24 protein-coding genes are annotated in these 26288 nt (G+C 64.9%); 10 read left to right on the top strand and 14 right to left on the bottom strand.

Annotated elements, in window-relative coordinates; all coding sequences use genetic code 11:
• Positions 1 to 110 precede the first annotated feature (110 nt).
• From J2X67_RS06055 to J2X67_RS06025, 7 genes are all read left to right on the top strand, one after another.
• A complete protein-coding gene (locus tag J2X67_RS06055; protein ID WP_157615886.1) occupies positions 111 to 965 on the top strand; it encodes a MoxR family ATPase in 855 nt (284 codons plus the stop codon).
• Between the two features lie 61 nt (positions 966 to 1026).
• Positions 1027 to 1278: a hypothetical protein gene (locus J2X67_RS06050; protein WP_309951390.1), complete on the top strand. Its 252-nt coding sequence runs from the start codon at positions 1027 to 1029 to the stop codon at positions 1276 to 1278.
• 29 nt (positions 1279 to 1307) lie between these two features.
• Positions 1308 to 1904 carry a GNAT family N-acetyltransferase gene (locus J2X67_RS06045; RefSeq protein ID WP_309951388.1) on the top strand — a complete coding sequence of 199 codons (597 nt, stop codon included), beginning with the start codon at positions 1308 to 1310 and terminating at the stop codon, positions 1902 to 1904.
• Positions 1905 to 1933: 29 nt separating this feature from the next.
• Positions 1934 to 3121 carry a VWA domain-containing protein gene (locus J2X67_RS06040; protein ID WP_309951386.1) on the top strand — a complete coding sequence of 396 codons (1188 nt, stop codon included), beginning with the start codon at positions 1934 to 1936 and terminating at the stop codon, positions 3119 to 3121.
• A 72-nt stretch (positions 3122 to 3193) separates the two neighbouring features.
• On the top strand, positions 3194 to 5131 hold the full coding sequence (locus J2X67_RS06035) for a BamA/TamA family outer membrane protein (RefSeq protein WP_309951385.1): 1938 nt from the start codon (positions 3194 to 3196) through the stop codon (positions 5129 to 5131).
• 14 nt (positions 5132 to 5145) lie between these two features.
• Positions 5146 to 9276, top strand: coding sequence for a translocation/assembly module TamB domain-containing protein (locus J2X67_RS06030; protein ID WP_309951381.1), 4131 nt, complete (start codon positions 5146 to 5148; stop codon positions 9274 to 9276).
• A gap of 77 nt (positions 9277 to 9353) precedes the next feature.
• Positions 9354 to 9659 (top strand): hypothetical protein, encoded by a 306-nt coding sequence (locus tag J2X67_RS06025; protein WP_309951379.1) that lies wholly within the window; start codon positions 9354 to 9356, stop codon positions 9657 to 9659.
• Here the strand turns inward: J2X67_RS06025 and J2X67_RS06020 are convergent.
• Positions 9656 to 10516: a LysR family transcriptional regulator gene (locus J2X67_RS06020; RefSeq protein ID WP_309951377.1), complete on the bottom strand. Its 861-nt coding sequence runs from the start codon at positions 10514 to 10516 to the stop codon at positions 9656 to 9658. The genes J2X67_RS06025 and J2X67_RS06020 overlap by 4 nt on opposite strands.
• A gap of 115 nt (positions 10517 to 10631) precedes the next feature.
• Between J2X67_RS06020 and J2X67_RS06015 the strand changes: the two genes are divergently transcribed.
• Entirely contained in the window at positions 10632 to 10868 is a 237-nt protein-coding gene (locus J2X67_RS06015; RefSeq protein ID WP_309951376.1) for a hypothetical protein, read from the top strand.
• Between the two features lie 22 nt (positions 10869 to 10890).
• On the opposite strand, the gene oxlT is transcribed toward J2X67_RS06015, so the two are convergent.
• Positions 10891 to 12174, bottom strand: coding sequence for an oxalate/formate MFS antiporter (oxlT, locus tag J2X67_RS06010; protein WP_409050466.1), 1284 nt, complete (start codon positions 12172 to 12174; stop codon positions 10891 to 10893).
• 402 nt (positions 12175 to 12576) lie between these two features.
• On the opposite strand from oxlT, the gene J2X67_RS06005 reads away from it, so the two are divergent.
• Complete coding sequence (locus J2X67_RS06005; RefSeq protein ID WP_309951373.1) at positions 12577 to 12735, top strand: hypothetical protein; 159 nt, start codon at positions 12577 to 12579, stop codon at positions 12733 to 12735.
• A 54-nt stretch (positions 12736 to 12789) separates the two neighbouring features.
• Here the strand turns inward: J2X67_RS06005 and J2X67_RS06000 are convergent, their stop codons facing one another.
• From J2X67_RS06000 to oxc, 11 genes are all read right to left on the bottom strand, one after another.
• Entirely contained in the window at positions 12790 to 13719 is a 930-nt protein-coding gene (locus tag J2X67_RS06000; RefSeq protein WP_309951371.1) for a LysR family transcriptional regulator, read from the bottom strand.
• A gap of 26 nt (positions 13720 to 13745) precedes the next feature.
• Positions 13746 to 15161 carry a pyruvate kinase gene (gene pyk / locus J2X67_RS05995; protein WP_309951369.1) on the bottom strand — a complete coding sequence of 472 codons (1416 nt, stop codon included), beginning with the start codon at positions 15159 to 15161 and terminating at the stop codon, positions 13746 to 13748.
• 66 nt (positions 15162 to 15227) lie between these two features.
• A complete protein-coding gene (locus J2X67_RS05990; RefSeq protein WP_309951368.1) occupies positions 15228 to 16241 on the bottom strand; it encodes a 2-dehydropantoate 2-reductase in 1014 nt (337 codons plus the stop codon).
• Between the two features lie 41 nt (positions 16242 to 16282).
• Entirely contained in the window at positions 16283 to 17059 is a 777-nt protein-coding gene (locus J2X67_RS05985; RefSeq protein WP_309951367.1) for a fumarylacetoacetate hydrolase family protein, read from the bottom strand.
• 42 nt (positions 17060 to 17101) lie between these two features.
• Positions 17102 to 18001 (bottom strand): succinate--CoA ligase subunit alpha, encoded by a 900-nt coding sequence (gene sucD, locus J2X67_RS05980; RefSeq protein ID WP_157615909.1) that lies wholly within the window; start codon positions 17999 to 18001, stop codon positions 17102 to 17104.
• 62 nt (positions 18002 to 18063) lie between these two features.
• Positions 18064 to 19236 (bottom strand): ADP-forming succinate--CoA ligase subunit beta, encoded by a 1173-nt coding sequence (gene sucC / locus J2X67_RS05975; RefSeq protein WP_309951364.1) that lies wholly within the window; start codon positions 19234 to 19236, stop codon positions 18064 to 18066.
• 7 nt (positions 19237 to 19243) lie between these two features.
• Entirely contained in the window at positions 19244 to 19627 is a 384-nt protein-coding gene (locus tag J2X67_RS05970; RefSeq protein WP_309951362.1) for a hypothetical protein, read from the bottom strand.
• 158 nt (positions 19628 to 19785) lie between these two features.
• On the bottom strand, positions 19786 to 21033 hold the full coding sequence (gene frc / locus J2X67_RS05965) for a formyl-CoA transferase (RefSeq protein ID WP_309951361.1): 1248 nt from the start codon (positions 21031 to 21033) through the stop codon (positions 19786 to 19788).
• Complete coding sequence (locus tag J2X67_RS05960; protein ID WP_157615917.1) at positions 21033 to 21470, bottom strand: PAS domain S-box protein; 438 nt, start codon at positions 21468 to 21470, stop codon at positions 21033 to 21035. Before J2X67_RS05960 ends, frc (J2X67_RS05965) begins: the two co-directional genes overlap by 1 nt.
• 71 nt (positions 21471 to 21541) lie before the next feature.
• Positions 21542 to 22819: a formyl-CoA transferase gene (gene frc, locus J2X67_RS05955; RefSeq protein ID WP_309951359.1), complete on the bottom strand. Its 1278-nt coding sequence runs from the start codon at positions 22817 to 22819 to the stop codon at positions 21542 to 21544.
• A gap of 30 nt (positions 22820 to 22849) precedes the next feature.
• Entirely contained in the window at positions 22850 to 24670 is a 1821-nt protein-coding gene (gene oxc / locus J2X67_RS05950) for an oxalyl-CoA decarboxylase (protein ID WP_309951357.1), read from the bottom strand.
• 156 nt (positions 24671 to 24826) lie between these two features.
• Here oxc and J2X67_RS05945 point away from each other — a divergent pair, with 156 nt between their 5' ends.
• Positions 24827 to 25435 (top strand): Crp/Fnr family transcriptional regulator, encoded by a 609-nt coding sequence (locus tag J2X67_RS05945; RefSeq protein WP_157615924.1) that lies wholly within the window; start codon positions 24827 to 24829, stop codon positions 25433 to 25435.
• A 13-nt stretch (positions 25436 to 25448) separates the two neighbouring features.
• On the opposite strand, the gene J2X67_RS05940 is transcribed toward J2X67_RS05945, so the two are convergent.
• Positions 25449 to 26285, bottom strand: coding sequence for a cytidylate kinase family protein (locus J2X67_RS05940; RefSeq protein ID WP_309951355.1), 837 nt, complete (start codon positions 26283 to 26285; stop codon positions 25449 to 25451).
• Positions 26286 to 26288 lie beyond the last annotated feature (3 nt).

Genomic DNA, 26288 nt, shown 5'->3' with positions numbered 1-26288 from the left:
TATGCAAGGGTCTTGCAAGACCCCCGGCAAGCCGCCCAAGAGGTTGCGCGAACCGGATCGAGTGTGTTCTTTTCTCCACCCTGCCTTCTCCACCTGCTTCCTGTCCACTCATGAAATTCAAGGGCTCAGACAACTACGTTGCCACTCAGGACCTGATGCTGGCAGTCAATGCCGCCATCACCCTCAAGCGCCCGCTGCTCGTCAAGGGCGAGCCCGGCACCGGCAAGACCATGCTGGCGGAAGAAGTGGCCGAATCGCTCGGGCTGCCGCTCCTGCAGTGGCACATCAAATCGACCACCAAGGCGCAGCAGGGCCTGTACGAATACGACGCTGTGAGCCGCCTGCGCGACTCGCAACTCAAGGACGTGGACGGCGGCGAGCGCGTCAAGGACATCCAGAACTACATCGTCAAGGGCGTGCTCTGGCAGGCCTTCACGGCCGACCAGCCGGTGGCGCTCCTCATCGACGAGATCGACAAGGCGGACATCGAGTTTCCGAACGACCTGCTGCGAGAAATCGACCGCATGGAGTTCTACTGCTACGAAACGCGCGAACTCATCCGCGCCAAGCACCGGCCGGTGGTGTTCATCACCTCCAACAACGAGAAAGAACTGCCCGACGCCTTCCTGCGCCGCTGCTTCTTCCACTACATCAAGTTCCCAGATGCCGAGACGATGAAGCACATTGTCGCGGTGCACTTTCCCGGCCTGAAGCAAGAGCTGCTCACGGCCGCAATGAAGACGTTCTACGACGTGCGCAACCTGCCCGGCCTGAAGAAGAAGCCTTCCACCTCCGAACTGCTCGACTGGCTCAAGCTGCTGGTGGCCGAGGACATTCCGCTCGAAGCCCTGCAGAGCAAGGACGACAAAGTTGCGGTGCCACCCCTGGTGGGCGCCCTGCTCAAGAACGAGCAAGACGTGACGCTGTTCGAAAAGCTCGTCTTCATGCAGCGAAATAACCGATGAGTCCCCGCCCGGCCGCTTCGAAGGGGATTCGCACCGCAGTGCGAAGCACGGAGGTTTCCCTGTGAGCGAGCCACAGGCGCCGCATCCGGTGGGCCAGCTGCTCAAGCTGGGCGTTGCGCAGGCCGTGCTGTTTGTGGCCGGTGCACTGCTTGGCCGCTGGATCGGCCTGCAACTGGGGCTCGATGCCTTCGGCGCCAACGGCTATGGCAACCGGGAGATCTTCGGCATTCTGCTGATCGGCCTGGGCGGCGGCGGCGGCGTGCAACTGGCGCGCGCCTGGTACGACCGCAAGTACGGCAAGCCGCAGCGCTGAAAAAATCAACCGAGAAGGGTGTCTGCAAGATGGCGTTCGTCGAACCTGTCACGCTGAAGGCACGCGACCTGGCCCTGGTGCCGCTGTCGCTTGCCCATGAAGAGGGCCTGCGCGCCGCCGCGGCCGACGGCGAGCTCTGGAAGCTGCGCGTCACCTCCGTGCCCGAGCCGCACGAAACCCGTGCCTACATCGAAACTGCCCTGCAGGGCCGCGAAGCCGGCCACCGCTTTGCGTTTGCCGTGACCGAGGCCGAAACCGGCACCGTGCTCGGCAGCACCAGCTTTCACGACATCCTGCCGGCCGTGAAGCGCGTGGAGATCGGCTACACCTGGTACGCCAGGCGCTGCCAGCGCACGCACGTCAACACCACCTGCAAGCTGCTCATGCTGACGCACGCCTTCGATACCCTCGGCTGCAACGTGGTGGGCTGGCGCACCGACAATTTCAACTTTGCTTCGCAGCAAGCCATCGAGCGGCTCGGCGCCAGGAAGGACGGCGTGATTCGCGGGCACGCAATGCGCCGCGACGGAACGATCCGCGACACGGTGATGTACAGCCTGCGCTCGGGCGAGTGGCCCGAGGTGAAGGCACAGTTGCTTTACCTGCTCGACAAGCCGCGAAGCTGAAGAAAAGCTCAAGGAAAGAAAAGCCCGCCATGCTGATCGATTTCTTCTACACGCTGCGCTCGGCCAAGCTGCCGGTGTCGGTCAAGGAATACCTCACGCTGCTCGAGGCGCTGCAGGCCGACGTGGTGGGGCCTAATTCCGACGGCGCCTACGGCATCGACGACTTCTACTATCTCTCGCGCACCGCGCTCGTCAAGGACGAGAAGCACTACGACAAGTTCGACCGCGCCTTTGCCGCCTACTTCAAGGGCGTCGAAATGCTGGCCGACTTCACCAAGGAAGTGCCGCTCGACTGGCTGCGCAAGACGCTGGAGCGGGAGTTCACCGCCGAGGAAAAAGCCAAGATCGAGAAGATGGGCTGGGACGAACTCATGGAAACGCTCAAGAAGCGCTTCGAAGAGCAGAAAGAACGCCATGAGGGCGGCAACAAGTGGATCGGCACGGGCGGCACCTCGCCTTTCGGCCACGGCGGCTACAACCCGCAGGGCATTCGCATCGGCGGCGCGGGCAAGAACAAGAGCGCCGTGAAGGTGTGGGACCAGCGCGCCTACAAGGACTACGACGACAGCCAGGAGCTGGGCACGCGCAACATCAAGGTGGCGCTGCGGCGGCTGCGCAAGTTTGCGCGCGAAGGCCACGACGAAGAGCTGGACCTGGACGACACCATCCACTCCACCGCGGCCAATGCCGGCTACCTCGACATCAAGATGCGGCCGGAGCGCCACAACAACGTGAAGGTGCTGCTGCTGATGGACGTGGGCGGCACCATGGACGAGCACATCCAGCGGGTGGAAGAGCTGTTCTCGGCCGTGAAGACCGAGTTCAAGCACCTGGAGTTCTATTACTTCCACAACTGCGTGTACGACTTCATGTGGAAGAACAACAAGCGCCGCTTCTCCGAGAAGTTCGCAACCTGGGACATCCTGCGCAAGTACAACAAGGACTACAAGCTCATCTTCGTCGGCGACGCGACCATGAGCCCCTACGAAATCCTGCAGCCCGGCGGCAGCGTTGAATACAACAACGAGGAAGCCGGCGCCGAGTGGGTCCAGCGCCTGACGCATGCGTTTCCGAAGTTCGCCTGGATCAACCCCGAGCCGCAAGGCGTATGGCAATACCGCCAGAGCATTGCCGTCATGCAGCAGCTCATGTCCAACCGCATGTACCCACTGACACTGCGCGGCCTCGAAGAAGCCATGCGAATGCTTTCGAAGTAAGCGGGGGTGGGTGGGGCGAACCTGTTTCCGGATGCTTCTGGAGCGCGCTCGCCATGCTGTCAAAATCCGCCCATGTTCAGGGTGGTCCAAGTCTTTGCGCCGGCATGGTTGCCGGCTTTGCTTTTTTGCGGCGTCCTGCTTTTGCAGGGATGCAGCCTGCTGCCCAAGAAAGACACAACCAAGGACTCCCCTCCCCCGGTGCTGGTGCGCAGCGGCGACACCGCGGCCACAAGCGCTGACGAAAGTAAAAAGGAAGGCGAGAAGCGCGGCCGGCGCGATGCCTTCACGGTAGATGTTCGCGGCCCTGCCGCGGTTCGCGAATATCTCTCGCTGCACCTGGACATCCAGCGCTACCGAACGCTCGACGACCTGGGCGCCACGGAGATCTCGCGGCTCATGGTGGCGGCCGAAGCCAATGCCCGCGAGCTGCTCGGCACGCTGGGCTACTTCACGCCCACGCTTACGCTGGAGCTCAACGAAACGCCGGCCAGCACAAAGGCCCCGCGCGAGATCGTCATTACCGTAGAGCCCGGCGAGCTCACCCGCGTGAGCACCGTGCAAATCAGCTACGGCGGCCAGATTGCCAGCGACCCCACCGCCGAGGCACAGCGCGATTCGATCCGCACTGCCTGGGCACTGCGGGCGGGCCAGCCCTTCACCCAGCAAGGCTGGGACAACGCCAAGAACACCGCCTTGCGCAGCCTCACGGCCAAGCGCTTTCCCACCGGCAGCATCGAAATGAGCCACGCCGAGGTCGATGCGGACCGGCAGGAGGTGCGGCTCAGCGTCACCTATCAATCGGGCCCTGCCTACCGCTTCGGCCCGCTCGTGCTGCGCGGCGTCGAGCGCTACGACGCCGACGGCGCGCGCCGCATTGCGCAGCTTCCCACCGGCACCGACTACGACCAGCAGAAGCTGCTCGATGCCCAGCAGCGCCTGGCGAGCAGCGGCTACTACGACTCGGTTTTTCTTACCCTCGACACCGAAAGCGGCACGCCGCTCGCCGCCCCCGTGATCGCGCAATTGCGCGAAGCCCCCATGCAGAAGGTGGTGCTCGGCGCCGGCTTCACCACCGACAACGGGCCGCGCCTTTCCGTCGACCACATCCACAACCGCCTGCCCCTGCTCGGCTGGCGCGCGGTGTCGCGCCTGTCTATCGACCGGGACACCAAGTTGCTGGGCACCGAGTGGAACGCGATTCCCGACGACACCGGATGGCGCTGGTTTGCGGGCGCCGAACTCAAGAGCGAAACCTCGGGCAGCTATGTGGTCGACAGCGGCCGCGTGCGCAGCGGGCGCAACAAGTCGGGCGGCCACATCGACCGCAGCTACTTCCTGCAATACGACTACGCGCAGAACCGCGGCACCAACGCGCCGCCCTCGGCCTCCGCCGTGACTGCCAACTGGGGCTGGACCGGCCGCTACTTCGACGACAACGCTGCACCCACCCGCGGCTATGGCCTGGCGCTCGAGCTGGCCGCGGGCTACACGCTGACGGGCGAGCAACTGCCTTTCACGCGCACCTATGCGCGCTGGCTAGGCGTGCTGCCCCTAGGCTTTGCGAACGGACAGGACGCCGCCACGCTGGCACGCCGCAGCCGGCTCCAGCTGCGGGCCGAAGCCGGCGCGGTGGCCGCCAAGGAGAGCGCGCAGATTCCCTCCACGCTGATGTTCCTGACCGGCGGCGACACCACGGTGCGCGGCTACAGCTACCGCCAGATAGGCACCGTGCGCAGCGACGGCCAGATCGTGGCGGGCCGCTACCTGGGCGTGATGAGCCTCGAATGGCAACGGCCCTTTGTCTACAACGACAAGCTCACCGAGTGGGAAAGCACCGTCTTCGTCGATGCGGGCGCCGTGGCCGACAAGCCCGGAGAACTCAAGCCCAAGGTTGGCGTGGGCGTGGGCGCGCGCTGGCGCAGCCCGGTGGGACCGGTGCAGGCCGACCTTGCCTATGGCGTGGACACGAAGAAGTTCCGCCTTCACTTCCGCCTGGGCTTCACCTTCTGACAAAACGCGCATCGATGCAGACTGACGCCGAACACCAGCCCGAGAAGGCACAGCCGCGCGCCCGGCGCTCACGCACGCGCCGGGTGCTGCGCGGGCTGGGCTGGACTGCCGCGGGCCTGCTTGCGCTGGTGCTTGTGCTCGGTGCGGGCGCGTGGTGGTGGATCGGCTCCAACCAGTCGCTGGCCTTTGCGCTTGCCAAGGCCGCGCGCTACCTGCCCGCCGGACAAACACTCGAAAGCCGCGACGTGACCGGATCGCTGCGCACCGGTGGGCGCATTGGCTGGCTGCGCTGGCAAAGCGAGAAGCTGGCTGTCGAGGTGCATGAGGCTGACATCGGCTGGCAACTGGCACCGCTCTTCAAGCGCAAGGTGCAACTCGGCGAGGTGCATGCGGCACGGCTCCTCATCGAAAAGCGCGGCCCGCCGAGCGACACGCCCACCGAGCCGCTCGAGCAGCTTGCGCTGCCCATCGAGGTCGATGTGCCGTTTCGCATCGACGAGCTGCGCTGGGCCGGCCCACCCGCGCTCCAGGCCAACCAGCTTGCCGGGAGCTACCGCTACACCGGCGCCGAACATCAGCTGGAGGTGAAGGGCGTCGACATTGCCGAAGGCCACTACAGCGCACGCGTAAAGCTGCAGGGCCCCGCACCCATGGCGCTGGACGCCGCGCTGAACGGCCGCGTGAAAGCCCCGCTGGCGGAAGGCCGCAGCATCGACGTGCTGGCCCAGGCAGCCATCAAGGGCAACCTTGCCGGCACCGATGCACGGCTGCAGATAGCCGCCGAGCTGAAGCCGGCCGAGCCCGCCGCGGAAGACCCGATGGAAGCCAGGCTGCAAGCCAACATTGCACCTTGGCTGCCGCAGCCCGTCATCGATGCCAAGGCCGATCTTCGCAACGTGGATGCGGCCGCGCTATGGCCCGACGCACCGCGCACCCGCCTTACCGGCACGGTCGAGCTCCAGCCCGATCCGGCCACCGGTCCGGCCGCCTGGCAAGCCTCGGCCAGCATCCGCAATGCGTTACCCGGACCTTGGGACAAGGGCGCGCTTCCACTCGAGCAGGTCGAGGCGCGCGTAGGCTTCGACGGCACCAACTGGACGATTCCGGAGGCCGTGGTGCGCGCGGGTGGCGGCCGCATTGAAGCAGAGGGCCGCTGGAGCCCCGCCCCTGCGCCATGGCAAGTGCGCGCAACTGTGCGCGGTGTGCGCGCCGGCCTGCTGCACAGCGAGTTGTCGGGCGCACCCATCAACGGCACGGCCACCGCGCAGCAGCGCGAAGACACCATCGGCTTCGACCTGGCGCTGCGGGCTGAGGGCGGCGCCGGCAGCAAGGCGATGCCCGGCTTCGGCCTCGACCGCGCGGTTGCGCAGGGCCAATGGAAAAACCAGGTGCTCGACTTGCGAACGCTGCGCCTGGAGGCCGAAGGCGCCAGCATTGCCGGCAAGCTGCAGGTGCGCGTGGCCGAACAGGCTGCGAGCGGCAAGCTCGAGCTGGCCTTGCCGGGCGGCGGTGCGGAGCTCGAAGGCCGCATCGCGCCGGCCCAGGGGAGTGGCGACATCAAGGCGCGCATCGACGATGCCGACGCCGTGCAGCGCTGGATCGAAGGCCTGCCCGAACTGTCCAACGTGTTCGCGGGCAAGACGGCCAAGGGCTCCGCGCGGCTGGACGCCAGCTGGCAAGGCGGCTGGCAGACCATTCAGCGCCGCCTCGAGAACCCCGGTGCGCCGGCCCAGCGCGGCGCGGCAGAGCCGAGCATCAAGGCCACGCTCGGCGTGCCGCGCCTCGAACTGCGCATGGCGGCGGCCAATGCCAATGCCAATGCCAATGCTGCAGCAACCACGGTTCAATTGAAGGACGTTCGCGCCAACCTCGACGGCAGCCTCGCGCAGGCCACGCTTGCGCTGCAGGGTGAGGCCACCACCGGCACGCAAAAGCTCACGCTCGACACCCGCGCGAACGGTGGCCTTGCGGGGCCCAACCAATGGCGCGCCACACTCGCCAGCCTGCGCGTGCAAGCACAAGACACCGCGCGGGCCAGCACGGCTGCTGCGGGTGCTGCCGCGGCGCCATGGACGCTGGAGCTTGGCCGCGAAGTCGCCGCCACCATCAAGACCAGCGGAAGCGGCGCCACCAGCCGCCTCGACCTCGAAGCCTCCGCGGCCACTGCCACCCTGCGTGGGCCGGCCCCCGGCACCGTTCGCATCGAATGGCAGCCGCTGCGCTTCAGCCGAAGCGGCGTGGCGCCCAACCAGGCTTTTCGCGTGCAGTCCAAGGGCAAGCTGCAGGGCCTTCCGATGGCATGGGCCGAGGCTTTCGGCGCGAGCGCCACCTTCAATGAACTGGGCGTGAGCGGCGACCTGATGTTCGATGGCGACTGGGACATAGACGCCGGCGACACGCTGCGGGCCCAGGCGCGGCTGGCACGGCAGAGCGGCGACATCCGGGTGCAGGCGGGCGAAGCAGCCTTGGTGACGCGCATCACGAGCCGCGGCACAGGCACGGCGAGCGAGCGCACGATGAACTCCGCCACCGCCACCGCCACCGCCGGCGCAGAGGCACCCAGCACGCCCGCAGGCCTGCGGCAGGCCGAGCTGCGGCTCGACGCACAAGGCGATGCCGTGCGCGCCACACTGGCATGGGACAGCGAGCGCGCCGGAAAGATCAATGCCGACCTCAACACGCGCATGCAGCAACGCGCGAACGGCTGGCAATGGGCGGCCGATGCGCCGCTGGCCGGCAACATCAAGGCGGCGCTGCCCAACCTCGGCGTGTGGTCGATGCTCGCACCGCCCGGCTGGCGCGTGGCAGGCACGCTCGATGCAGACGCCGTTCTGGCAGGCAACCGAGCGGCACCGCGCTGGAACGGCACGCTGGGCGCCGACAAGCTCGCGCTGCGCGCCCCCGTCGAAGGGTTGGACCTGCGCGACGGCCGCCTGCGCGCCACGCTGAGCGGCACGCGCGTCGAGATCACCGAGTTCACGCTCAAGGGTGGCGCGGGCAGCACCGCGCGCATAGCGGGCCAGAGCGGCAACCGCAGCACCGCGGCCAGCGAGGCGGCCGTCGACGGCGGCTCGCTCACGGCGCGCGGCGACATCGGCTGGGGCGCGGCCGGCGCACCGGGCTCATCCGGCACCGGCATTCGCATGGCACTGCAAGCCGACCTGCGTGCGCTGCGCGTGCTGGTTCGCACCGACCGGCAAGTCACGCTCTCGGGCAACCTGCAGGCACGGCTCGACAACGGCCAGTTCAATGTGCGCGGCAAGCTCAAGACCGACCGCGCCGTGATCATCCTGCCCGACGAGACCGCACCCAGCCTGGGCTCCGACGTGGTCGTGCGCTCCGCCGCCAAGGACCGCGAAGCGGCCGAACAGGCCCAGCGCGATGCGGCGCGCAACGAGGCCCAAGCCGCCAAGCCGCAAACGGCAAAGCCGCCCGACATCGTGGTGAACTTCGACCTGGGCGACGACTTCGCCGTGCAGGGCCGCGGCATCACGACCCGGCTCGAAGGCGACCTGGAAATCAGAAGCAACCGGCTCAATGCGCCGCCGCGCATCACCGGCGAGGTCAGAACCGTCAAGGGCCAGTACCGCGCCTACGGACAGCAACTCGACGTGGAAACAGGCCTCGCGCGCTTCAACGGTCCGTTCGACAATCCGTCGCTCGACATCCTGGCCATCCGGCCCAACATCTCGCAGCGCGCCGGCGTGCAGATCACGGGCACCGCGCAGTCGCCGCGCGTCAAGCTCTATTCCGAGCCCGCCTTGTCCGATGCGGAAACCCTCTCGTGGGTGGTGCTGGGCCGTGCTTCGGCCACCAGCGGGGGCGAGTCGGCGTTGCTGCAGCAGGCAGCGCTCGCGCTCATCGGCCATGTCAGCAAGAGTGGCAGCGGCGGCAGCCTGGCGAGCCGCTTCGGACTGGACGAACTCGGCTTCAAGGGGCCGGGCAACGGCGGCGACCTGCGCGAGTCGGCGGTGACGCTCGGCAAGCGGCTCTCGAAGGATTTCTACCTCACCTACGAGCGCAGCGTGGGCGGCACCTTCGGCACCCTCTTCATCTTCTACGACCTGACGCAGCGGCTCACGTTGCGCGGGCAGGCCGGGCAAACCAGCGGGCTCGACCTGATCTACACGCTGAAGTACGACTGAGGTCCGGGTCTGCCGCCTTGACCGCGGCAATACCCCGGGATAAGAATCATCGGCGCCCTCCAATACAAGGAACGACGATGCACGATGATGGAGACAAGGGCGAGTGTTCCCCGCTGGACCGTCAGAAGTACGACCCTCCCGGGTACTCGCGAACCACGTTCTTGCGCAACGCACTCCAGTGCGTGATTGCAGCCATTGCAGCAGGCGCCGCGCTGGCGTCCATTCCCTATTGGGGCGGCGATGACTTTCCGCTGATGAGCCTGATCATCTACGTGGCCGGCATGGTGTTCATTGCAATGCCGCTGTGCCTTTACTACGAATCGCTGCTCCAGTCGCACCAGGAGCGCGTGGAGCATGCAAGGCACACGCTCACTCCCACCTAGTCTGCATCGGCGGGCTTGGTCTTCACCACCTGCCTGAGGCCCTGCAGCGCGGGTTCGACAATGGCGGCGTCCGCGCCCACCGCATACACCGCATAGGCCGGGTAAAGAAACTCCGGCGTGTTGGGCACACGGCGCAGCCGGCCCGATTCAAGATGGCTGCGCACCACGTCGTGCCTGAAGTAGCCTGTGCCGCCCGCAGCCAGCAGGTACTCGCGGCCGAGCGGCCCGAGCCCCGCCATTACCGCGGCATTCGATAGCTCCGGAAAAGCAAGGCCGTGCTGCGCCGCGAACTCCGGGCCCCAGTCCACGTACACATAGTCTGCGGGCTTGGGAAGGCGCGGGCGTTGTGCGGTGGTCACCATCACGAGCTTCTCTTCGATCAGCAACTCCACGCGCAGCCCGGGCCGCTGCTGCGGCGCGTAGGCAATGGCAATGTCGAGCACGCCGGCCGCCACCTTGTCGAGCAGGTCGTGCGGAAAGCCGACTTCAGTGCGAATGGCCAGGTGCGGCGCGGCAGTGCGCATCCACAGCAGCCACTGCAGCAGCAGCGGGTCCCAAAGGCTGATCTCGCAGCCGATGGCGAGCACGGCGCGGCTGCCGCTTGGCACCGCCACCTGATGGCGCGCGCGCTCCCACACCTGCACCAGCGTGGTGGCATGCGGCAAGAACTGCTCGCCTGCCGCGGTGAGCACCGCCCCCGCCTTGTTGCGCACGAAGAGCGGACGGCCCAGCAGTTCTTCGAGCGTGCGCACGCGCGCGCTCACCGAGGTTTGCGTTACGTGGAGCCGCTCTGCGGCACGCTGGAAGCTCCGGGTGTCCACGATCGCGAGAAAGGTTCGGGCCAGGTTGATGTCCATGCCGCGTCGGTTTTGAGTGCATTAATTTTGCACTTAACTGGCAATTAATATCGTTTTACTTGATGCGAACGCAAGCCGAAGATAAAGGCATTCAAAAGCAATCAGGAGTTGACCAATGCCCGCTCTTCGCCAGTCCTTCCATGCCGCCGCATCCGAAAGCTTCTTCGATGCGATCAAGGCGATTCTCGACGAGACCCTGATGCTCGCCGAGGCGCTGCTGAGCCCGAACAAGATCATCAGAGAGGTGGAGCAGATGCGTTCGCTGCAAGTTGCGGCGGACAACATCGAAGCCACCGATCCGGCGCAAGCCGAGGTGCTGCGCTCGCGCGCTGCGCGCATCGGCCTGCGCTGACGCGCAGCGAACGCGGTGCCGGCTATGACGACAGCCGGCTTTGCTCGATGTGCTTGCGCCGCATCGGGCGCAGGACGAACCACGCCATCAATGCCGCAGCCGCATTGACCGCACTGGCGGCTATGAACACGGCCTGCCAACTTCCGGTGGCCGCCGCGAGCACGCTGGAGAGCGGCACCAGCAGCGAGGCCGTTCCCTTGGCGGTGTAGAGCATGCCGGCGTTCGATGCTGCGTACCTGGATCCGAAAGTGTCGGCGCAGGTCGACGGAAAAAGACTGTAGATCTCGCCCCAGGCAAAGAATACGATGCCCGTGAGCACAACGAAGAGGATCGGGTTGTGGCCGTAGTGATACAGCATCAGGATGCCGACCGATTCGAGCGCGAAGGCGATGAACATCGTCTGCTCGCGCCCGATCTTGTCGGACACCCAGCCGAAGAAAGGCCGCGTGAGCCCGTTGAGCACGCGGTCGATTGCAAGCGCGAAGGTCAGAGCCGGCAGCGCCAGGCCCATGATGTTGACGGGCACGTCCATGATCTTGAAGTCTTGCGCAATGGGCCCGAGCTGGGCCGTGGCCATCAGCCCTCCGGCCGCCACCATCACGAACATTGCGTACATCACCCAGAAGACCGGCGAGCGCAGTACTTCCGAAGGGGCGTAGTCGCGCTGCGACTGCTGCACATTGCGGCTGCCCGAGCTCTTGGCGTGATCGGGCGCGCGGGTCAGCGCCCAGGCCAGCAAGAAAACGATCAGCCCCTGCCCGATGCCGAAGTAGAGAAACGCGGACTCGTAGCCACTGGTGCGAATCATCGCGGAGATGGGAATGATCGTCAGTGCCGAGCCGGCGCCGAAGCCCGCAGCCGTCATGCCCGCCGCCAGGCCGCGCCGGTCGGGAAACCACTTCAGCGCATTGCCCACGCAGGTACCGTACACCGCGCCCGCGCCAATGCCGCCGATGGCCGCGGCAATGTAGAGCACCGGCAGCGTGGATGCCACCGAATTGATCACCCAGCCAAGGCCGCAAAGGACGCCGCCCACCAGCACCACCGGGCGCGGACCGAAGCGATCGACCAGATAGCCTTCGATAGGCACGAGCCACGTTTCAGTGAGCACGAAGATCGTGAAGGCCACCTGGATCGCGGCGCGGCTCCAGCCGTGCTTCTCCGCGATCGGATTGACGAAGAGCGTCCAGCCGTATTGCAGGTTGGCGATCATCGCCATGCACACGATGCCAATCAGCAGTTGGCCCCATCGGTAGGCCTCCGATCGCGCGGGCGCGGCGCCATGTCTTCCTGGGGGGGGATACATCGCCGGAGTGGAACCGGCAAGTGTTGTCGTAGGCCGAGTCATGGGTTTCCTTTGTCTTCATGTTGTATTGAGGTCCGACGATGTCGGTCGGCGGCCCGGTCTGTTGAATGACCGGTTACCGCGCGAGAACGACTGTCGGACGGAGCGCCCCAAAAGCTCTTGACCGCAGTCAAGTTCCGGAGAACCTCGACCTCGCGATGACGCTTGATTTCTCCAATGAGGAACCCTTGCGCGGCGTGTGTCGATTCGTGTCTTTCGACATCGCCGAATCACGCCTGCATGCGAATGGATTTCGACGGCCAGCGGACTGCGCGGTGCGGTGGGGCGAAGGCGAGAGGGTTTGCCGAGATTAGGGGTAAACCCTATAATTGCAGACAGTCATTCCAACTTCCGGAGCGTTCCATGAACAACACCGCAATGAACTCCAGCGCACTCAAGAACGCCGCTTCGCTTGGCGCGAACGAAACCCTGCGCAGCCTCATCGCTGCCATGCCTATCGTGATCTTCGCGAAGGCCGCACGTGCCGCGCTGCAGCGTTCAGCAGGCGCGCGCACCCGCTGATCCGGTCGGGCCCTCGGCCCATCGGGAGGGTGCGCAAGGCACTCCCCATGTTCTTCAAGCCGTAGATTCGAAAGGCACGATCTGCGAAATGAGCGCCGGACCATCGGCGAGCAGAAAGTCCTTGAAGGCTTGCGCCACCGGCGGCAGTCGCTTGGCGCGCCGGTGCACCACGTACCAGTTGAGCATCAGCGGAAAGCCTTGCACGTCGAGCACGCGCAAGCTGCCCGCCCGGGTTTCCTGGCTGATGGTGTGGGCCGAGACAAAGCTCACGCCCATGCCCGCGATCACAGCCTGCTTGATGGTTTCGGTGCTGCGTATTTCCATGGCAATGTTGATGCCGCTCAGGTCGCCGCCAAAGCCCTCTTCCATCGAATGCCAGGTGTCCGAGGCTTTTTCGCGCACCACGAAAGGCTCGCGCATCAGCCGGTCCAGCGGAATGCTGGGTACGCCCACCAGCGGATGGTTGGGCGCCGCAACAATCACATAAGGGTGCGGCGCGAAGGGCTGGTTGACGGTGTCCAGGTCGGTGGGGGGCCGCACCATGATCGCCAGGTCGGTCAGGTTCTCCGCAATGTGGGTCATGAGCCCTTCGCGGTTGTGCACCGTGAAGTTGAGCGTCACGCCGCGGTGCCGGCTTGCAAACTCCACGAGCAGGCGCGGAAAGAAATAGTCGCCCGCGCTGATGACGCCCACGTTGAGCTTGCCGCCCGACACGCCGTTGAACTGCAGCATTGCATTCTCGGCGGCCTCGAACTGCTGGATGATCGCGCGGCTGATCTGCAGCAGTTCGGTGCCCGCAGGGGTGAGGTAGATCTTCTTGCCGAACTGCTCGAACAGCGCATTGCCCGCATGCTCTTCGAGCTTGCGCACCTGCGTGGAAACGGCCGGCTGCGTGAGGTGCAGCTCTTCCGCGGCGCGCGAAAAACTCAGCAGGCGCGCCACCGCTTCGAAGACCTTCAGCTGCCGCAGGGTCGCGTGCTTCATTCAGACGAGAACGTTGAACCGAACGCCTACGGTATTCGCGCGACGTGCAGCAGGTTCGTCGTTCCCGAAAGCCCGAACGGAAGGCCGGCCACCACCACCACGTCGCTGCCGGCGCTCGCGAAACCTTCGGCGCACGCCACGCGGCAGGCGCACTCGATCATCTCGGCCACGTCGTGCACATCGTCGACCAGCACCGCGTGCGTGCCCCACACCATGGCCATGCGCCGCGCAGTGGCCACGTCAGGCGTAAGGCTCAGGATGGGAACGGCCGGTCGCTCGCGTGCGGCACGCAGGCTGGTAAAGCCTGAAGAGGTGTAGGTGACGGTGGCGGCGGGCGCAAGCAGCGCAGCCACCTGCCGCATCGAGGCGCACACCGCGTCGGCCGTGGTCGAGAGCGACGCTTCATGCGTGGCGTCGATGCCGATGCGATAAGACGCATCGGCTTCCACGCGGGAGATGATGCGGTCCATCATGGCCACGGCCTCCAGCGGATACTTGCCGGAAGCGGATTCGGCGGAGAGCATTACCGCATCGACGCCGTCGTAGACCGCGGTTGCAACGTCGGACACTTCGGCGCGCGTGGGCACCGGTGCGGCAATCATCGACTCGAGCATTTGCGTGGCCACCACCACCGGCTTGCCGCGCTTGCGGCAGGCTCGCACGATAAGGCGCTGCAGCTCGGGCACACGCTCTGGCGGCAGCTCCACGCCAAGGTCGCCGCGCGCCACCATGACGCCGTCGCACAGGTCGACGATGGCGTCCAGGTGGTCGATGGCCGCGGGCTTCTCGAGCTTGGCCATGATCCATGCGCGGTTGCCGATGATGGCGCGCGCCTCTTCGATGTCTTCAGGGCGCTGCACGAAAGAAAGCGCCACCCAGTCCACACCCATTGCAAGGCCGCAGGCCAGGTCGTCCAGATCCTTGGGCGTGAGCGGCGAAATCGGCAGCACCACGCTCGGCACGTTCACCCCTTTGCGGTCCGAGATGGGCCCGCCGACGAGCACTGTGGTTTCGGCAAAGTCGGCGCCGTAGCTGTCCACGCGCAGCCGCAGCTTGCCGTCGTCCAGCAGGAGCTCGGTGCCCACTTGCAGCGCCGCAAAAATCTCGGGGTGCAGCAGCGGTGCGCGGCCTGCGTGGCCGCTGGTCTTGTCCATGTCGAGCCGGAAGCGCGCACCCGCGTCGAGCTGCGCGCGTCCGCCTTCGAAAGTGCCCAGCCGCAGCTTCGGCCCTTGCAGGTCGAGCAGCACGCCGATGGGCCTGCCGAATTCTTTCTCGAGCCTGCGAATGGTGTCGAGCCGGCGCGCATGGTCGTGCTGCGTGCCGTGGCTGAAGTTGAGCCGGAACACATCCACACCGCGCTCGAACAGGGCACGAATGGCCGGCTCGTCGGTGGTGGCGGGGCCCAGCGTGGCCACGATCTTCGCGCTGCGTGTACGTCGCATCATCCATTCCATTTCATTGAACACAGCGCACACATGCTGCGCAAAAATCGCCCAGCCCGAGTGGTGCTAGCTGGCCATCTCTTGAAGGCAAACCCGGCCGCGCTGCTCTTCCATCGTACGCGCCAGCAATTTGACGAGCGCATACACCGTGTCGATGTGCGGCGTAGGGGTTTCGGTGAGCCGGGCCAGTTCGACCACGGCGCCCACCAGCGCATCGATCTCGGGCGCGCGCCCTGCCTCGACGTCTTGCAGCATCGATGTCTTGTGCTTGCCCACTTTCTCGGCACCTGCAATGCGCTTGTCGAGCGTCACGCGAAACTCGATGCCGAGCTTGTGGGCCACCGCTTGCGCCTCTTGCATCATTGCCGCGGCCAGCTCGCGCGACGGCGGGTACTGGCAGATGTCGACCAGCGTCGAGTGCGAGAGGCTGCTGATCGGGTTGAAGGTCAGGTTGCCCCAGAGCTTGAGCCAGATCTCGGAGCGGATGTTATCGAGCACCGGCGCCTTGAAGCCAGCCGCGGTGAGGCAGGCCGAAACGCGGCTGACGCGCTCGCTCGAAGAGCCGTCGAGCTCGCCAACGGGAAAGCGCTCGCCCTCGATGTGCTTCACCACGCCCGGTGCAATCAGCTCCGAGGCCGGGTACACCACGCAGCCGATAACGCGTTCGGCCGGAATCTTTGCAGCGACCACGCCCGTGGGGTCGACACTGCGCACCGGCGTGCCTGCCAACGCGCCGCCATGGTTGTGGAAATACCAGAAGGGAATGCCGTTCTGCATGGTGACCACGACGGTGTCGGGTCCGAAGAGCTTGGGAACATCGTTTGCCACGGCCTCGACCTGGTGCGCCTTCATCGCCAGGATGACGATGTCCTGCGGGCCCGCCTGATCGTATCGGTCGGTGGCTTTTGCATTGAGCGCCACCTGCTCCGTTCCGTCGGCTCCGATGAGCTTGAAGCCGTTGGTGGCAATGGCGTCGAGGTTCTTTCCGCGCACGATGAACGTCACGTCCTCGCCGGCCAGGGCGAGCTTTGCGCCCACCAGGCCGCCAATGGCGCCCGCTCCGATGACTGCTATCTTCATGTCGATCCCCAAGTTGTTGATTCTTTGCGCAAGGGCAGGCTTCAGCCGAAGCGGTTGCCGAGCCTGCCGATACCGCCGATCTCCACCTCGACGAGGCTGCCGGGCTTCATCGAACCGACGCCGATGGAAGTGCCGCACAGGATCACGTCGCCGGGGTACAGCGTCATGTCGAGGGAGATGAGGCTCACGAGTTGCTGGACCGAAAAGCGCATGTCGCTGATCGGATAGTTCTGCCGCACCTCGCCGTTGAGCAGCGTGGTCACGGTCAGCGTTGCGGGGTCGAGGCCGGTGGCCACCACCGGGCCCATCGGGCAGAAGGTGTCGAAGCCCTTGGCGCGCACCCACTGCGCGAAGGAAGCATCGCGGTTCAGTATGTCGGCCACGGTCACGTCGTTGGCGCAGGTGTAGCCGAACACGTGGCTGAGCGCTTCGGCCTCCGGCACCGCGGTGCAGGTCTTGCCGATGACGATGCCGAGTTCCCCCTCGAACACGACCTTGCCGTCGCATAAAGGCTTGCGGATGTCCGCACCCGGTGCAAGGTACGAGTTGGGCGCCTTCAGCAAGTAGAGCGGCTCGGCCGGCACCGGCAGCTGGAGCTTTTCGCCGAGCGCATGAAAGTTGTTCCACAGCGCGATGACCTTGGTGGGCTCGGTGGGTGTGAGGAGCCGCACGCCGGAGAGCACGAACACGCGGCCGGTGGGCTCGGGCCGGTCGAACATGTTGCCGCGGTGCTCGTGCACGGTGTCGCCCTCGAGCGTGCCGAAGCCGGTCTCGCCGCCGTGCTCGAAACGGACCCATCGCTGCTGTTGCTGCTGCATGTCGTGTCTTCCTTGGTTTCTGTTGGAGTGGTTTCTTAAGGCTCAGTCGAACGGCAAGTAATCGGGGACCACGAGCGACGCGAGCAGCTTTCCCATTTCGGCGGGGTTGTCGGTCACGTGAATGCCGCACTCCTTCATGACCGCGAGCTTCTCCTGCGCGGTTCCCTTGCCGCCGGACACGATGGCGCCCGCATGGCCCATGCGCTTGCCTGGCGGTGCGCTGGCACCGGCAATGAAGCCGACCACGGGCTTCTGCATGTGGTCCTTGATCCAGCGCGCGCAGATTTCTTCGTCGTTGCCGCCGATTTCGCCGACCATGATCACGGCGTCGGTGCGAGGATCGTCGTTGAACATCTTGAGCACATCGATGTGCCGCAGCCCGCCGACCGGGTCGCCGCCGATGCCCACGACGGTCGACTGCCCGATGCCGAAGCTCGCAAGCTGGCTGGCGGCCTCATAGGTGAGCGTGCCCGAGCGTGAGACCACGCCGATGCGGCCCTTCTGGTGGATGTGGCCGGGCATGATGCCGATCTTGATTTCGTCAGGCGTGATGAGGCCAGGGCAATTGGGGCCGAGCAGCAAGGTCTTGCTGCCCTCCATGCGGTGGCGTGTGCGAATCATGTCGCGCACCGGAATGCCTTCGGTGATGCACACGACAAGGTCGAGCCCGGCATCGACAGCCTCGTCGATGGCAGCGGCGGCAAAGGGCGGGGGCACGTAGATGACGGAGACGGTGGCGCCGGTTTCCGCCTTGGCTTCTTTCACGGTGCCGAACACGGGAATGCCGTCGAAGGTCTTGCCTGCCTTGTTGGGGTTGACTCCGGCCACGAAGCACTTCTGTCCGTGGCCGTAGTCGCGGCACATGGCGGTGTGAAACTGCCCTGTCTTGCCGGTGATGCCTTGTGTGATTACGCGGGTGTGCTTGTTGATCAGGATCGACATGTCTCAGCTCTCCGTCTCTTGTTCTTGGCGCTGCTGTTCAGGGCGTGTGCAGCAGCGAGCCCTCATCGAGCCCCCCGGCGAGCCGCAGCCACAACCGTCTGAGCTGCATCCGCCATGTCATTGGCGGAAATGATCGGAAGCCCCGATTGCCCGAGGATGGTCCGCCCCAGGGTTTCGTTGGTGCCTTTCATGCGCACCACGAGCGGCACCGACAGCTCGACCTCTCGCGCCGCCGCAACAATGCCGCGCGCAATCACGTCGCACTTCATGATGCCGCCGAAGATGTTGACCAGGATGGCCCGCAGGTTCGGGTTGCGCAGCATCAGCTTGAACGCTTCGGTCACCTTCTCGGCCGTAGCGCCGCCGCCCACGTCGAGAAAATTGGCGGGCGATCCACCGTAGAGCTTGATCGCGTCCATCGTGGCCATTGCCAGCCCTGCGCCATTCACCAGGCAACCGATGTCGCCCTCGAGCGGAATGTAGGAAAGGTCGAACTTCGAGGCTTCCACCTCGGCCGGGTCTTCCTCGTCCAAGTCGCGCATCGCGGCGATCTCCGGTTGACGGAAGAGCGCGTTGGGGTCGAAATTGAACTTGGCGTCCAGTGCCATCACGCGGCCGTCGCGCGTCAGCACCAGCGGGTTGATCTCTGCCAGCGATGCGTCGCAGGCATCGAAGGCCTGGTAGAGGCTTTGCACCAGCGTGCGCACCTGCAGCATCGACTTTCCGGAAAAGCCGATGTCGCGCGCCAAGCTGTCCGCCTCTGTCGCCTTCACGCCCGTGGCAGGGTCGATGAACAGCTTGCGGATTTTTTCCGGCGTGCGCGCCGCGACCTCTTCGATGTCCATGCCGCCTTCGCTCGACGCCATGAGCGCAACGCGCCGCGAATCGCGGTCGACCACCATGCCGAGATAGAACTCCTTCTCGATCTCGACGCTCTCCTCGACCAGGAGGCGCTTGACCAGCCGGCCTTGCGGCCCCGTCTGGTGCGTTCGCAAGGTCATGCCCAGCAGTTCGTTCGCATGGCGCCGCACTTCGGTGGGCGACCATGCGAGCCAGACACCGCCGCCCTTGCCGCGTCCGCCGGCATGAATTTGCGCCTTGACCACCCACGCCCGGCCGCCCAGCCGCGCTGCGGCATCGGCTGCTTCGTCAGGCGAAAAGCATGCATATCCACGTGGCGTGGGCACGCCGTACTTGCGCAATACGTCTTTGCCTTGGTATTCGTGGATATTCATGGCAATTTCAGGCGCCGAGCTCTGCGCCGCGGCTTTCGGCCCAATTGAAATAGCGCCTTTTCATGGCACCGGCGTCGATTTCGCGCTTTTGATGCTCTTCCTTCTTCTGCTCGATCACCTCGGCCAGGAATTTGGCGTCGTAGGCACGCAGAAGATGCGGCTGATGAGCCTTCAGGTATTGGCAAACACGCTCGATGCCGTCCTGGCTCTGGCGCAGCAGCTGGCAGTAGATCTCGCGATCCCAATGCCAGCGGAAACCCAATTCATAGAACGCTGCGTTGTAGGCATTGCGCTCCGTTTCACTGCTCCAGTATTGAACCGGCAAATCATCGATCATGAAATTTCTCCTAGAAATTGAACGCCGGGCGGCAAATGTTTTGCGTGTCGGCATGATCAAAATGTAGATTCGATGATCGATAAATAATAGTTAAACTATTTTATTGAATGCATTTGCGATAAGTTATACATAAATGGCCGCGAATTCCCGGCACAGGCAAAATGGCACCCGCAATTCCCACGGCCTTTTAAAAACGGCGTTTCAGCTAAAGCTCAAATCACACCTTCGGCACGCAGCGCCGCAACGTCGCCCGCCGTGTAGCCGAGCTGCGTCAGCACTTCTTCGGTGTGCTCGCCCAGAAGCGGCGAGCGCGTCACTTCGGTCGGGCTGTCGGACATCTTGATCGGGTTGCCTACCGTCAGGTACTTGCCCCGTGTCGGGTGGTCCACCTCGACGATGGTGCCGGTCTCACGCAGCGACTCGTCGGCGGCAATTTCCTTCATCGAGAGAATCGGGCCGCACGGAATGTCGTACTGGTTGAGGATGTCCATGGCCTCGAACTTGTCCTTGGTCATGGTCCATTGCTCGATGCGCGCGAAGATCGGCTTCAGGTGCAGCAGGCGCGCCGCGGGCGTGGCATAGGCCTCGTCGGTAATCCAGCCTTCTTCGCCGATGACCTTGCACACCGCCGGCCACACCGCACCCTGCGTGATGAAGTAGATGTACGCGTTGGGGTCGGTCTCCCAGCCCTTGCACTTGAGAATGGAGCCAGGCTGGCCGCCGCCTGATGCATTGCCCGCGCGCGGCACCGCGTCGCCAAACTTGCCATCGGGGTACTGCGGGTACTCGTGCATGGTGCCGGTGCGCTCCAGCCGCTGCTGGTCGCGCATCTTCACGCGGCAGAGGTTCAGCACCGCGTCCTGCATGGGCGCGAGCACCTGCTGGCCGCGGCCCGTGTTGTTGCGCTGGTAGAGCGCCGCCACAATGCCCAGCGCCAGGTGCAGGCCGGTGCCGCTGTCGCCGATCTGCGCGCCGGTGACAACCGGCGGGCCGTCTTCGAAGCCCGTGGTCGACGCCGCCCCGCCCGCGCACTGCGCCACGTTTTCGTACACCTTGCAGTGCTCGTACTTGCCGGGGCCAAAGCCCTTGACCGAGGCCACGATCATGCGCGGGTTGAGCTCCTGGATGTGCGCCCAGGTAATGCCCATGCGGTCGAGCGCGCCGGGTGCAAAGTTTTCCACCAGCACGTCGCAGGTCTTGATCAGCGAGTCGAGCACCTGCTTGCCCTTGGGCTTCTTGGTGTCCAGCGTGATCGAGCGCTTGTTGTGGTTCAGCATCGTGAAGTAGAGGCTGTCCACGCCGGGAATGTCGCGCAGCTGTGCGCGCGTTGCGTCGCCTTCGCCGGCGCGCTCCACCTTGATCACGTCGGCGCCGAACCACGCCAGCAGCTGGGTGCAGGTGGGACCGGACTGGACATGGGTGAAGTCGAGAATGCGAACGCCCTCAAGTGCCTTGCTCATCAGCTGTCTCCTTTGATCGTGGTCTCTGCTTCTTGCAGTCGAGCGCGCAATTTACGCTCTTCGGCAAAGCGGGCGGTTTCGTCTCGCACGATGGCAACGATGCCCGTGACCTCACGATCCTCCGAGAACAGCATCGACACCGTGAAGGCAATCGACAGCGTGTGCCCGTCCTTGTGCAGCGCGGGTACACGCAGCAGGTCGGCTCCGTACTTGGTGATGCCGGTTTCCATGGTCTTGTGGTAACCGTCCCAGTGGCGCTGGCGCTGCCGCTGGGGAATGATCATGTCGAGCGACTGGCCCAGGGCCTCGGCTTCGGTAAAGCCGAAGATGCGCTCGGCGGCGCGGTTCCAGAGCGTGATCGCTCCTTTCGCATCGCACACCATGATCGCGTCGCCGGCGCCTTCGACGAGCTGCTTGAAATCAACGTTCGCTTGCATGTTTACCTCTGGCGCTTCATATCGATTCCCGGCTTCGCCCGCCGTGGGAGCGGGCGAAGCCGGGGGAGCCGCTACACGGCCTTTGCTTCCTTCAGGTTGTCGATCTGTTCCTTGGTGTAGCCCAGTTCGGCCAGCACTTCGTCAGTGTGCTCGCCCAGGAGCGGCGAGGCGGTGACTTCGGGCTTGAGGTCCGAGAACTTGATAGGGCTGCCGATGGTCCAGTAGCTGCCGCGCTCCTTGTGCGGCACTTCGACGATGGAACCGCTCTTGCGCAGCGACTCGTCATGCAGCAGTTCCTTCATCGAGAGCACCGGGGCGCAAGGAATGTCGTGCTTGCGGAAGATGTCCACCGCCTCGAACTTGGTCTTGTCCTTGATGAAGTCTTCGATGGTCGCGAAGATCTGGTCGATGTGCGGCTGGCGTGCCTTGGGAGTCATGTAGTCGGGGTCGGTCTTCCACTCCGGCTTGCCGAGCGCATCGCAGATCGGGTCCCAGGCGTGGCCCTGCACCGTGAAGTAGATGTAGGCGTTGGGGTCGGTCTGCCAGCCCTTGCACTTCAGGATCCAGCCCGGCTGGCCGCCGCCGCCGGCGTTGCCGCCGCGCGGCACCACCTTGTCCTTGAAGGCGTCCATCTCGTGCGGGTACTGGGGGTATTCCTCCAGGTAGCCCACGCTGTCCAGGCGCTGCTGGTCGCGCATCTTCACGCGGCACAGGTTGAGTACGGCGTCCTGCATGGAGCAGGCCACCTTCTGGCCCTTGCCCGTTTGCTGGCGGCCGATGATGGCCGTCAGGATGCCGATGGCCAGGTGCATGCCGGTGTTGGAGTCGCCCAGTGCAGCCGCCGAAATGGTGGGCACCGAGTTTTCGCCCTTCCACCAGCCGGTGGTGGAGGCCGCGCCGCCCGCGCACTGTGCCACGTTCTCGTACACCTTCAGGTCTTCGTAGTGGTGGCCGTCGCTGAAGCCCTTGACCGAGGCGACGATCATCTTGGGATTCAGTTCCTGGATGCGAGCCCAGGTAAAGCCCATGCGGTCGAGTGCACCGGGGCCGAAGTTTTCCACCAGCACGTCGGATTCGCGGATCAGCTTTTCCAGCACCGCCTTGCCCTCGGGCTTCTTGGTGTCCAGCGTGATCGAGCGCTTGTTGCTGTTGAGCATGGTGAAGTACAGCGCGTCGACATTCGGGATGTCGCGCAGCTGGCTGCGCGTGACGTCGCCGGCGCCGGGACGCTCGACCTTGATCACGTCGGCGCCGAACCAGGCCAGCATCTGCGTGCATGCCGGACCCGCCTGCACGTGGGTGAAGTCGATGATCTTGATGCCGTTGAGGGGTTTGTTGTTGCTGCTCATGCTGCGTATCTCCTGATTGAATGGAAAGGCTTACTTCTTCTTGGCCGTGGCCGGATTGAGGCTGGTGATGCGGCCGCTCTCGGTGCCGGCGGTCTCGTCGATCACGGCGTTGATCAGCGTGGGGCGGCGGGAAGCCACGGCTTCGGCCAGCGCCTTCTGCAGTTCGTCGGCGGTGGTGGCGTTGACACCCACGCCGCCGAAGGCTTCCATCAGCTTGTCGTAGCGCGCGTTCTTCACGAACACGGTGGGCGCCACATCGGGCGTGCCGCTGGGGTTGACGTCGGTGCCGCGGTAGACGCCGTTGTTGTTGAACACCACGATGCAGATCGGCAGGTTGTAGCGGCAGATGGTTTCCACCTCCATGCCGCTGAAGCCGAAGGCGCTGTCGCCCTCGATGGCGATCACCGGCTTGTCGGTGACCACCGCGGCCGCCACAGCAAAGCCCATGCCGATGCCCATGATTCCCCAGGTGCCCACGTCGAGGCGCTTGCGCGGCTCGTACATGTCGACGATGCTGCGCGCGAAGTCGAGCGTGTTGGCACCCTCGTTCACCACGATGGCGTCGGGCCGGGCCTTGACCTGGTCGCGGATCACGCTCAGCGCGCTGTGGAAGTTCATCGGCGAAGGCCGTGCAGCCAGCGTTGCGGCCATCTTCGACAGGTTCTTGTCCTTGCGCTCGGCAATGGCGCCGGTCCATTCGGCCGGCGGCTTGGCCCACTTGGCATCGACACCGGCAAGCAGCGCAGCCACGCAGGAGCCGATGTCGCCGATCACCGGCGCGGCGATGGCCACGTTGCTGTCGATCTCGGTCGGTGCAATGTCGATCTGGATGAACTGCTTGGCGCCCTTCTCCTGGCCCCAGGTCTTGCCCTTGCCGTGCGAGAGCAGCCAGTTGAGGCGCGCACCCACCAGCATCACCACGTCGGCCTCTTGCAGCACGTAGGAGCGCGCGGCCGCGGCCGATTGCGCATGCGTGTCGGGCAGCAGGCCCTTGGCCATCGACATCGGCAGGTAGGGAATGCCGGTTTTCTCGACCAGCGCGCGAATGTCGGCGTCGGCCTGTGCGTAGGCTGCGCCCTTGCCGAGCAGGATCAGCGGCTTCTTGGCACCCTTGAGCAGGTCGAGTGCGCGCTTTACTGCATCGGGGGCCGGAATCTGGCGAGGCGCCGGATCGATCACCTTGATGAGCGACCTGCGGCCGGCTTCGGCGTCCATGGTCTGCGCGAACAGCTTGGCCGGCAGGTCGAGGTACACGCCGCCCGGGCGGCCCGACACGGCAGAACGAATTGCGCGCGCAATGCCCACGCCGATGTCTTCGGCGTGCAGCACGCGGAAGGCGGCCTTGCACAGCGGCTTGGCAATGGCCAGCTGGTCCATTTCTTCGTAGTCACCCTGCTGCAGGTCGACGATCTCGCGCTCGCTCGAGCCGCTGATGAGAATCATCGGGAAGCAGTTGGTGGTGGCATTGGCCAGCGCCGTGAGGCCGTTCAGGAAGCCCGGCGCCGACACCGTGAGGCAGATGCCAGGCTTCTGCGTGAGAAAGCCGGCAGCGGCCGCGGCATTGCCCGCATGCTGCTCGTGGCGAAACGAGATGACGCGCAGGCCTTCTGCCTGCGCCATGCGCGTGAGGTCGGTAATTGGAATGCCCGGCAAGCCGAAGATCGTGTCGATGTCGTTCAGCTTCAGCGCATCGATGACCAGGTGGAAGCCGTCGATGGTGGTGTCGTGCGCCTCTTCCGTGGGTTGCTTGAGCGCGAGCACAACCGCATCGCCATCGGCAGCCTTGTTCTTTGGCTTGAGGGCGTCGTCGAGGGTCGTGGATGCCTCTTTATCCGTTCTTACTGAAGACATGTCTCTCCTTCTTGCTTGGGTGAATGGCCGAGGCCCGAGCCGGGACTATGATTCGGGGCATGTCTTTCGGACGTTGACCGCGGTCAACTTTCCGGAAAACGGCACCGGCCAGATGAACCAGAAGTTGTTGTTGCGAATTCGAGCAAGACGGGACCCATGACTTTGTTGGAAAACCATCCGGAGAAAAACATCATTCGCGCACAGCTCCGGCAGAACATCCTTCTCAAGGACCTGAGCGAGAGCGAACGCGCCGAGCTGGAAACCCATCTCGTCATCGTGGACGGCAACAAGGGCGACTTTCTGCTGCACCAGGGCGTGCGCGAGATGGAGCAGTACTTCATCCTCGACGGCATCCTCAAGCGGGTGGTGAGCAACCCCGAGGGCAAGGAAATGATCCTGCGCTTTGCCGATGCGCACGACATGGAAACCAGCTATGCGGCCCTCCGGCTGGGCACGCCCACGCCCTATGGCATCGTTTGCGTGACCAAGGCCCGCGTGGCCAGCCTGCCGCTCAAGGAGTGGATCGCGTTCCTGAACCGCCACCCCGAGACGAAGGAACTGTTCGAATACTGCGTGATGCGCGGCATGAGCGAAATCATGGCGCACACCATTACGCTGCATTTGCTCGATGCACCCGGGCGCGTGCACCGGTTCATGCGCAAGCACCCTGAACTGGAAGACCGCATTCCGAGCAAGGAGCTTGCGTCGTATCTCAACCTCTCCGCAGAAACCCTTAGCCGGCTCCGAAAACGCGGAAAGATCTAGAGGGACCGCGTCTTCAGGTCTGCTTTGCCGACGCGAAGCGGCGCGGAACGGTCATCAGGCGCAGCGCGTTGTCCACGCCGCTCACGCCGTTGACCTTGGAAGCCACATCTTCCGTGAGCGCGCGTTCTTCCGCATTCAGAACGATGCCGCTCAGCTTGACCTTGCCCTGGTCGGCCTCCACGGTCACGCGGATGTCGCTGGTCGCCTCGTTGTCCTTCAGCGCCGACTTGACCCGCGCCGCAAGCGCCATGTTGGCCAACAGCGCGCGCGAGGCCGGTGTTTCGGCAAACTCGGGGCGCTCCATCAGCGCGCGGATTTGCGCCACGCAGCTGTCGACCGAGAGCCGGTCGGTGTTGAGCACCAGGTCGTAGAGCACTGGGTCGCCCCATGTCACGCCGAACTGCGCATGCATGCGCGCGGCGTGCGCGTCGTCGCTGCGCCGGATCTCGGCTTCGGCAAACTCGGCATCGTCGGTTTCCAGGTGTGCCATCAGCCAAGCGACCCGGTTCTTCATCGAGCGCGTGATGCGCACGCACACCACGTGCGGCACCGGCCGCAGCAGGCAGGTTGCGCCCCAGCCGCGCAGCACCACGTTGCCGCGGTCTGCCAGCGCAAACAGTTCTTCGGCCGTATAGAGCGCAAGGCTGCGCTTGTCGGCGGTGAGCCGTTCGACGAAGCCGGCCTTGCCGTCGCGAAGGCGGCCGATGAAGCTGGTGGGTACCTGCATGCGGTCGGCCACGCGTTCGATGGTTTCGTGCCGCATGATCTCGAGGCCGAGCTGCTCTGCAAGGCGCTGCGAGACGTCCTTGGCAAGCGAACCCATCTCCTGGGTGAGTGCAATGACTGGCATGTT

The organism is Variovorax sp. 3319 (assembly GCF_031456585.1).
In the GTDB taxonomy this organism is placed as follows: domain Bacteria; phylum Pseudomonadota; class Gammaproteobacteria; order Burkholderiales; family Burkholderiaceae_C; genus Variovorax; species Variovorax paradoxus_P.
This window is presented reverse-complemented; position numbering and strand designations above follow the sequence as displayed.

Coding starts and splice junctions, on each gene's coding strand:
- frc (WP_309951359.1), bottom strand. CDS start 22,819: ATGAGCAGCAACAACAAACCCCTCAACGGCATCAAGATCATCGACTTC.
- sucD (WP_157615909.1), bottom strand. CDS start 18,001: ATGTCGATCCTGATCAACAAGCACACCCGCGTAATCACACAAGGCATC.
- J2X67_RS06000 (WP_309951371.1), bottom strand. CDS start 13,719: ATGAAGCACGCGACCCTGCGGCAGCTGAAGGTCTTCGAAGCGGTGGCG.
- pyk (WP_309951369.1), bottom strand. CDS start 15,161: ATGCGACGTACACGCAGCGCGAAGATCGTGGCCACGCTGGGCCCCGCC.
- oxlT (WP_409050466.1), bottom strand. CDS start 12,174: ATGTATCCCCCCCCAGGAAGACATGGCGCCGCGCCCGCGCGATCGGAG.
- J2X67_RS06005 (WP_309951373.1), top strand. CDS start 12,577: ATGAACAACACCGCAATGAACTCCAGCGCACTCAAGAACGCCGCTTCG.
- sucC (WP_309951364.1), bottom strand. CDS start 19,236: ATGAATATCCACGAATACCAAGGCAAAGACGTATTGCGCAAGTACGGC.
- J2X67_RS06045 (WP_309951388.1), top strand. CDS start 1,308: ATGGCGTTCGTCGAACCTGTCACGCTGAAGGCACGCGACCTGGCCCTG.
- J2X67_RS06040 (WP_309951386.1), top strand. CDS start 1,934: ATGCTGATCGATTTCTTCTACACGCTGCGCTCGGCCAAGCTGCCGGTG.
- J2X67_RS05940 (WP_309951355.1), bottom strand. CDS start 26,285: ATGCCAGTCATTGCACTCACCCAGGAGATGGGTTCGCTTGCCAAGGAC.
- J2X67_RS05985 (WP_309951367.1), bottom strand. CDS start 17,059: ATGCAGCAGCAACAGCAGCGATGGGTCCGTTTCGAGCACGGCGGCGAG.
- J2X67_RS06030 (WP_309951381.1), top strand. CDS start 5,146: ATGCAGACTGACGCCGAACACCAGCCCGAGAAGGCACAGCCGCGCGCC.
- J2X67_RS05945 (WP_157615924.1), top strand. CDS start 24,827: ATGACTTTGTTGGAAAACCATCCGGAGAAAAACATCATTCGCGCACAG.
- J2X67_RS05960 (WP_157615917.1), bottom strand. CDS start 21,470: ATGCAAGCGAACGTTGATTTCAAGCAGCTCGTCGAAGGCGCCGGCGAC.
- J2X67_RS06025 (WP_309951379.1), top strand. CDS start 9,354: ATGCACGATGATGGAGACAAGGGCGAGTGTTCCCCGCTGGACCGTCAG.
- J2X67_RS05990 (WP_309951368.1), bottom strand. CDS start 16,241: ATGAAGATAGCAGTCATCGGAGCGGGCGCCATTGGCGGCCTGGTGGGC.
- J2X67_RS06055 (WP_157615886.1), top strand. CDS start 111: ATGAAATTCAAGGGCTCAGACAACTACGTTGCCACTCAGGACCTGATG.
- frc (WP_309951361.1), bottom strand. CDS start 21,033: ATGAGCAAGGCACTTGAGGGCGTTCGCATTCTCGACTTCACCCATGTC.
- J2X67_RS06035 (WP_309951385.1), top strand. CDS start 3,194: ATGTTCAGGGTGGTCCAAGTCTTTGCGCCGGCATGGTTGCCGGCTTTG.
- oxc (WP_309951357.1), bottom strand. CDS start 24,670: ATGTCTTCAGTAAGAACGGATAAAGAGGCATCCACGACCCTCGACGAC.
- J2X67_RS05970 (WP_309951362.1), bottom strand. CDS start 19,627: ATGCCGACACGCAAAACATTTGCCGCCCGGCGTTCAATTTCTAGGAGA.
- J2X67_RS06020 (WP_309951377.1), bottom strand. CDS start 10,516: ATGGACATCAACCTGGCCCGAACCTTTCTCGCGATCGTGGACACCCGG.
- J2X67_RS06015 (WP_309951376.1), top strand. CDS start 10,632: ATGCCCGCTCTTCGCCAGTCCTTCCATGCCGCCGCATCCGAAAGCTTC.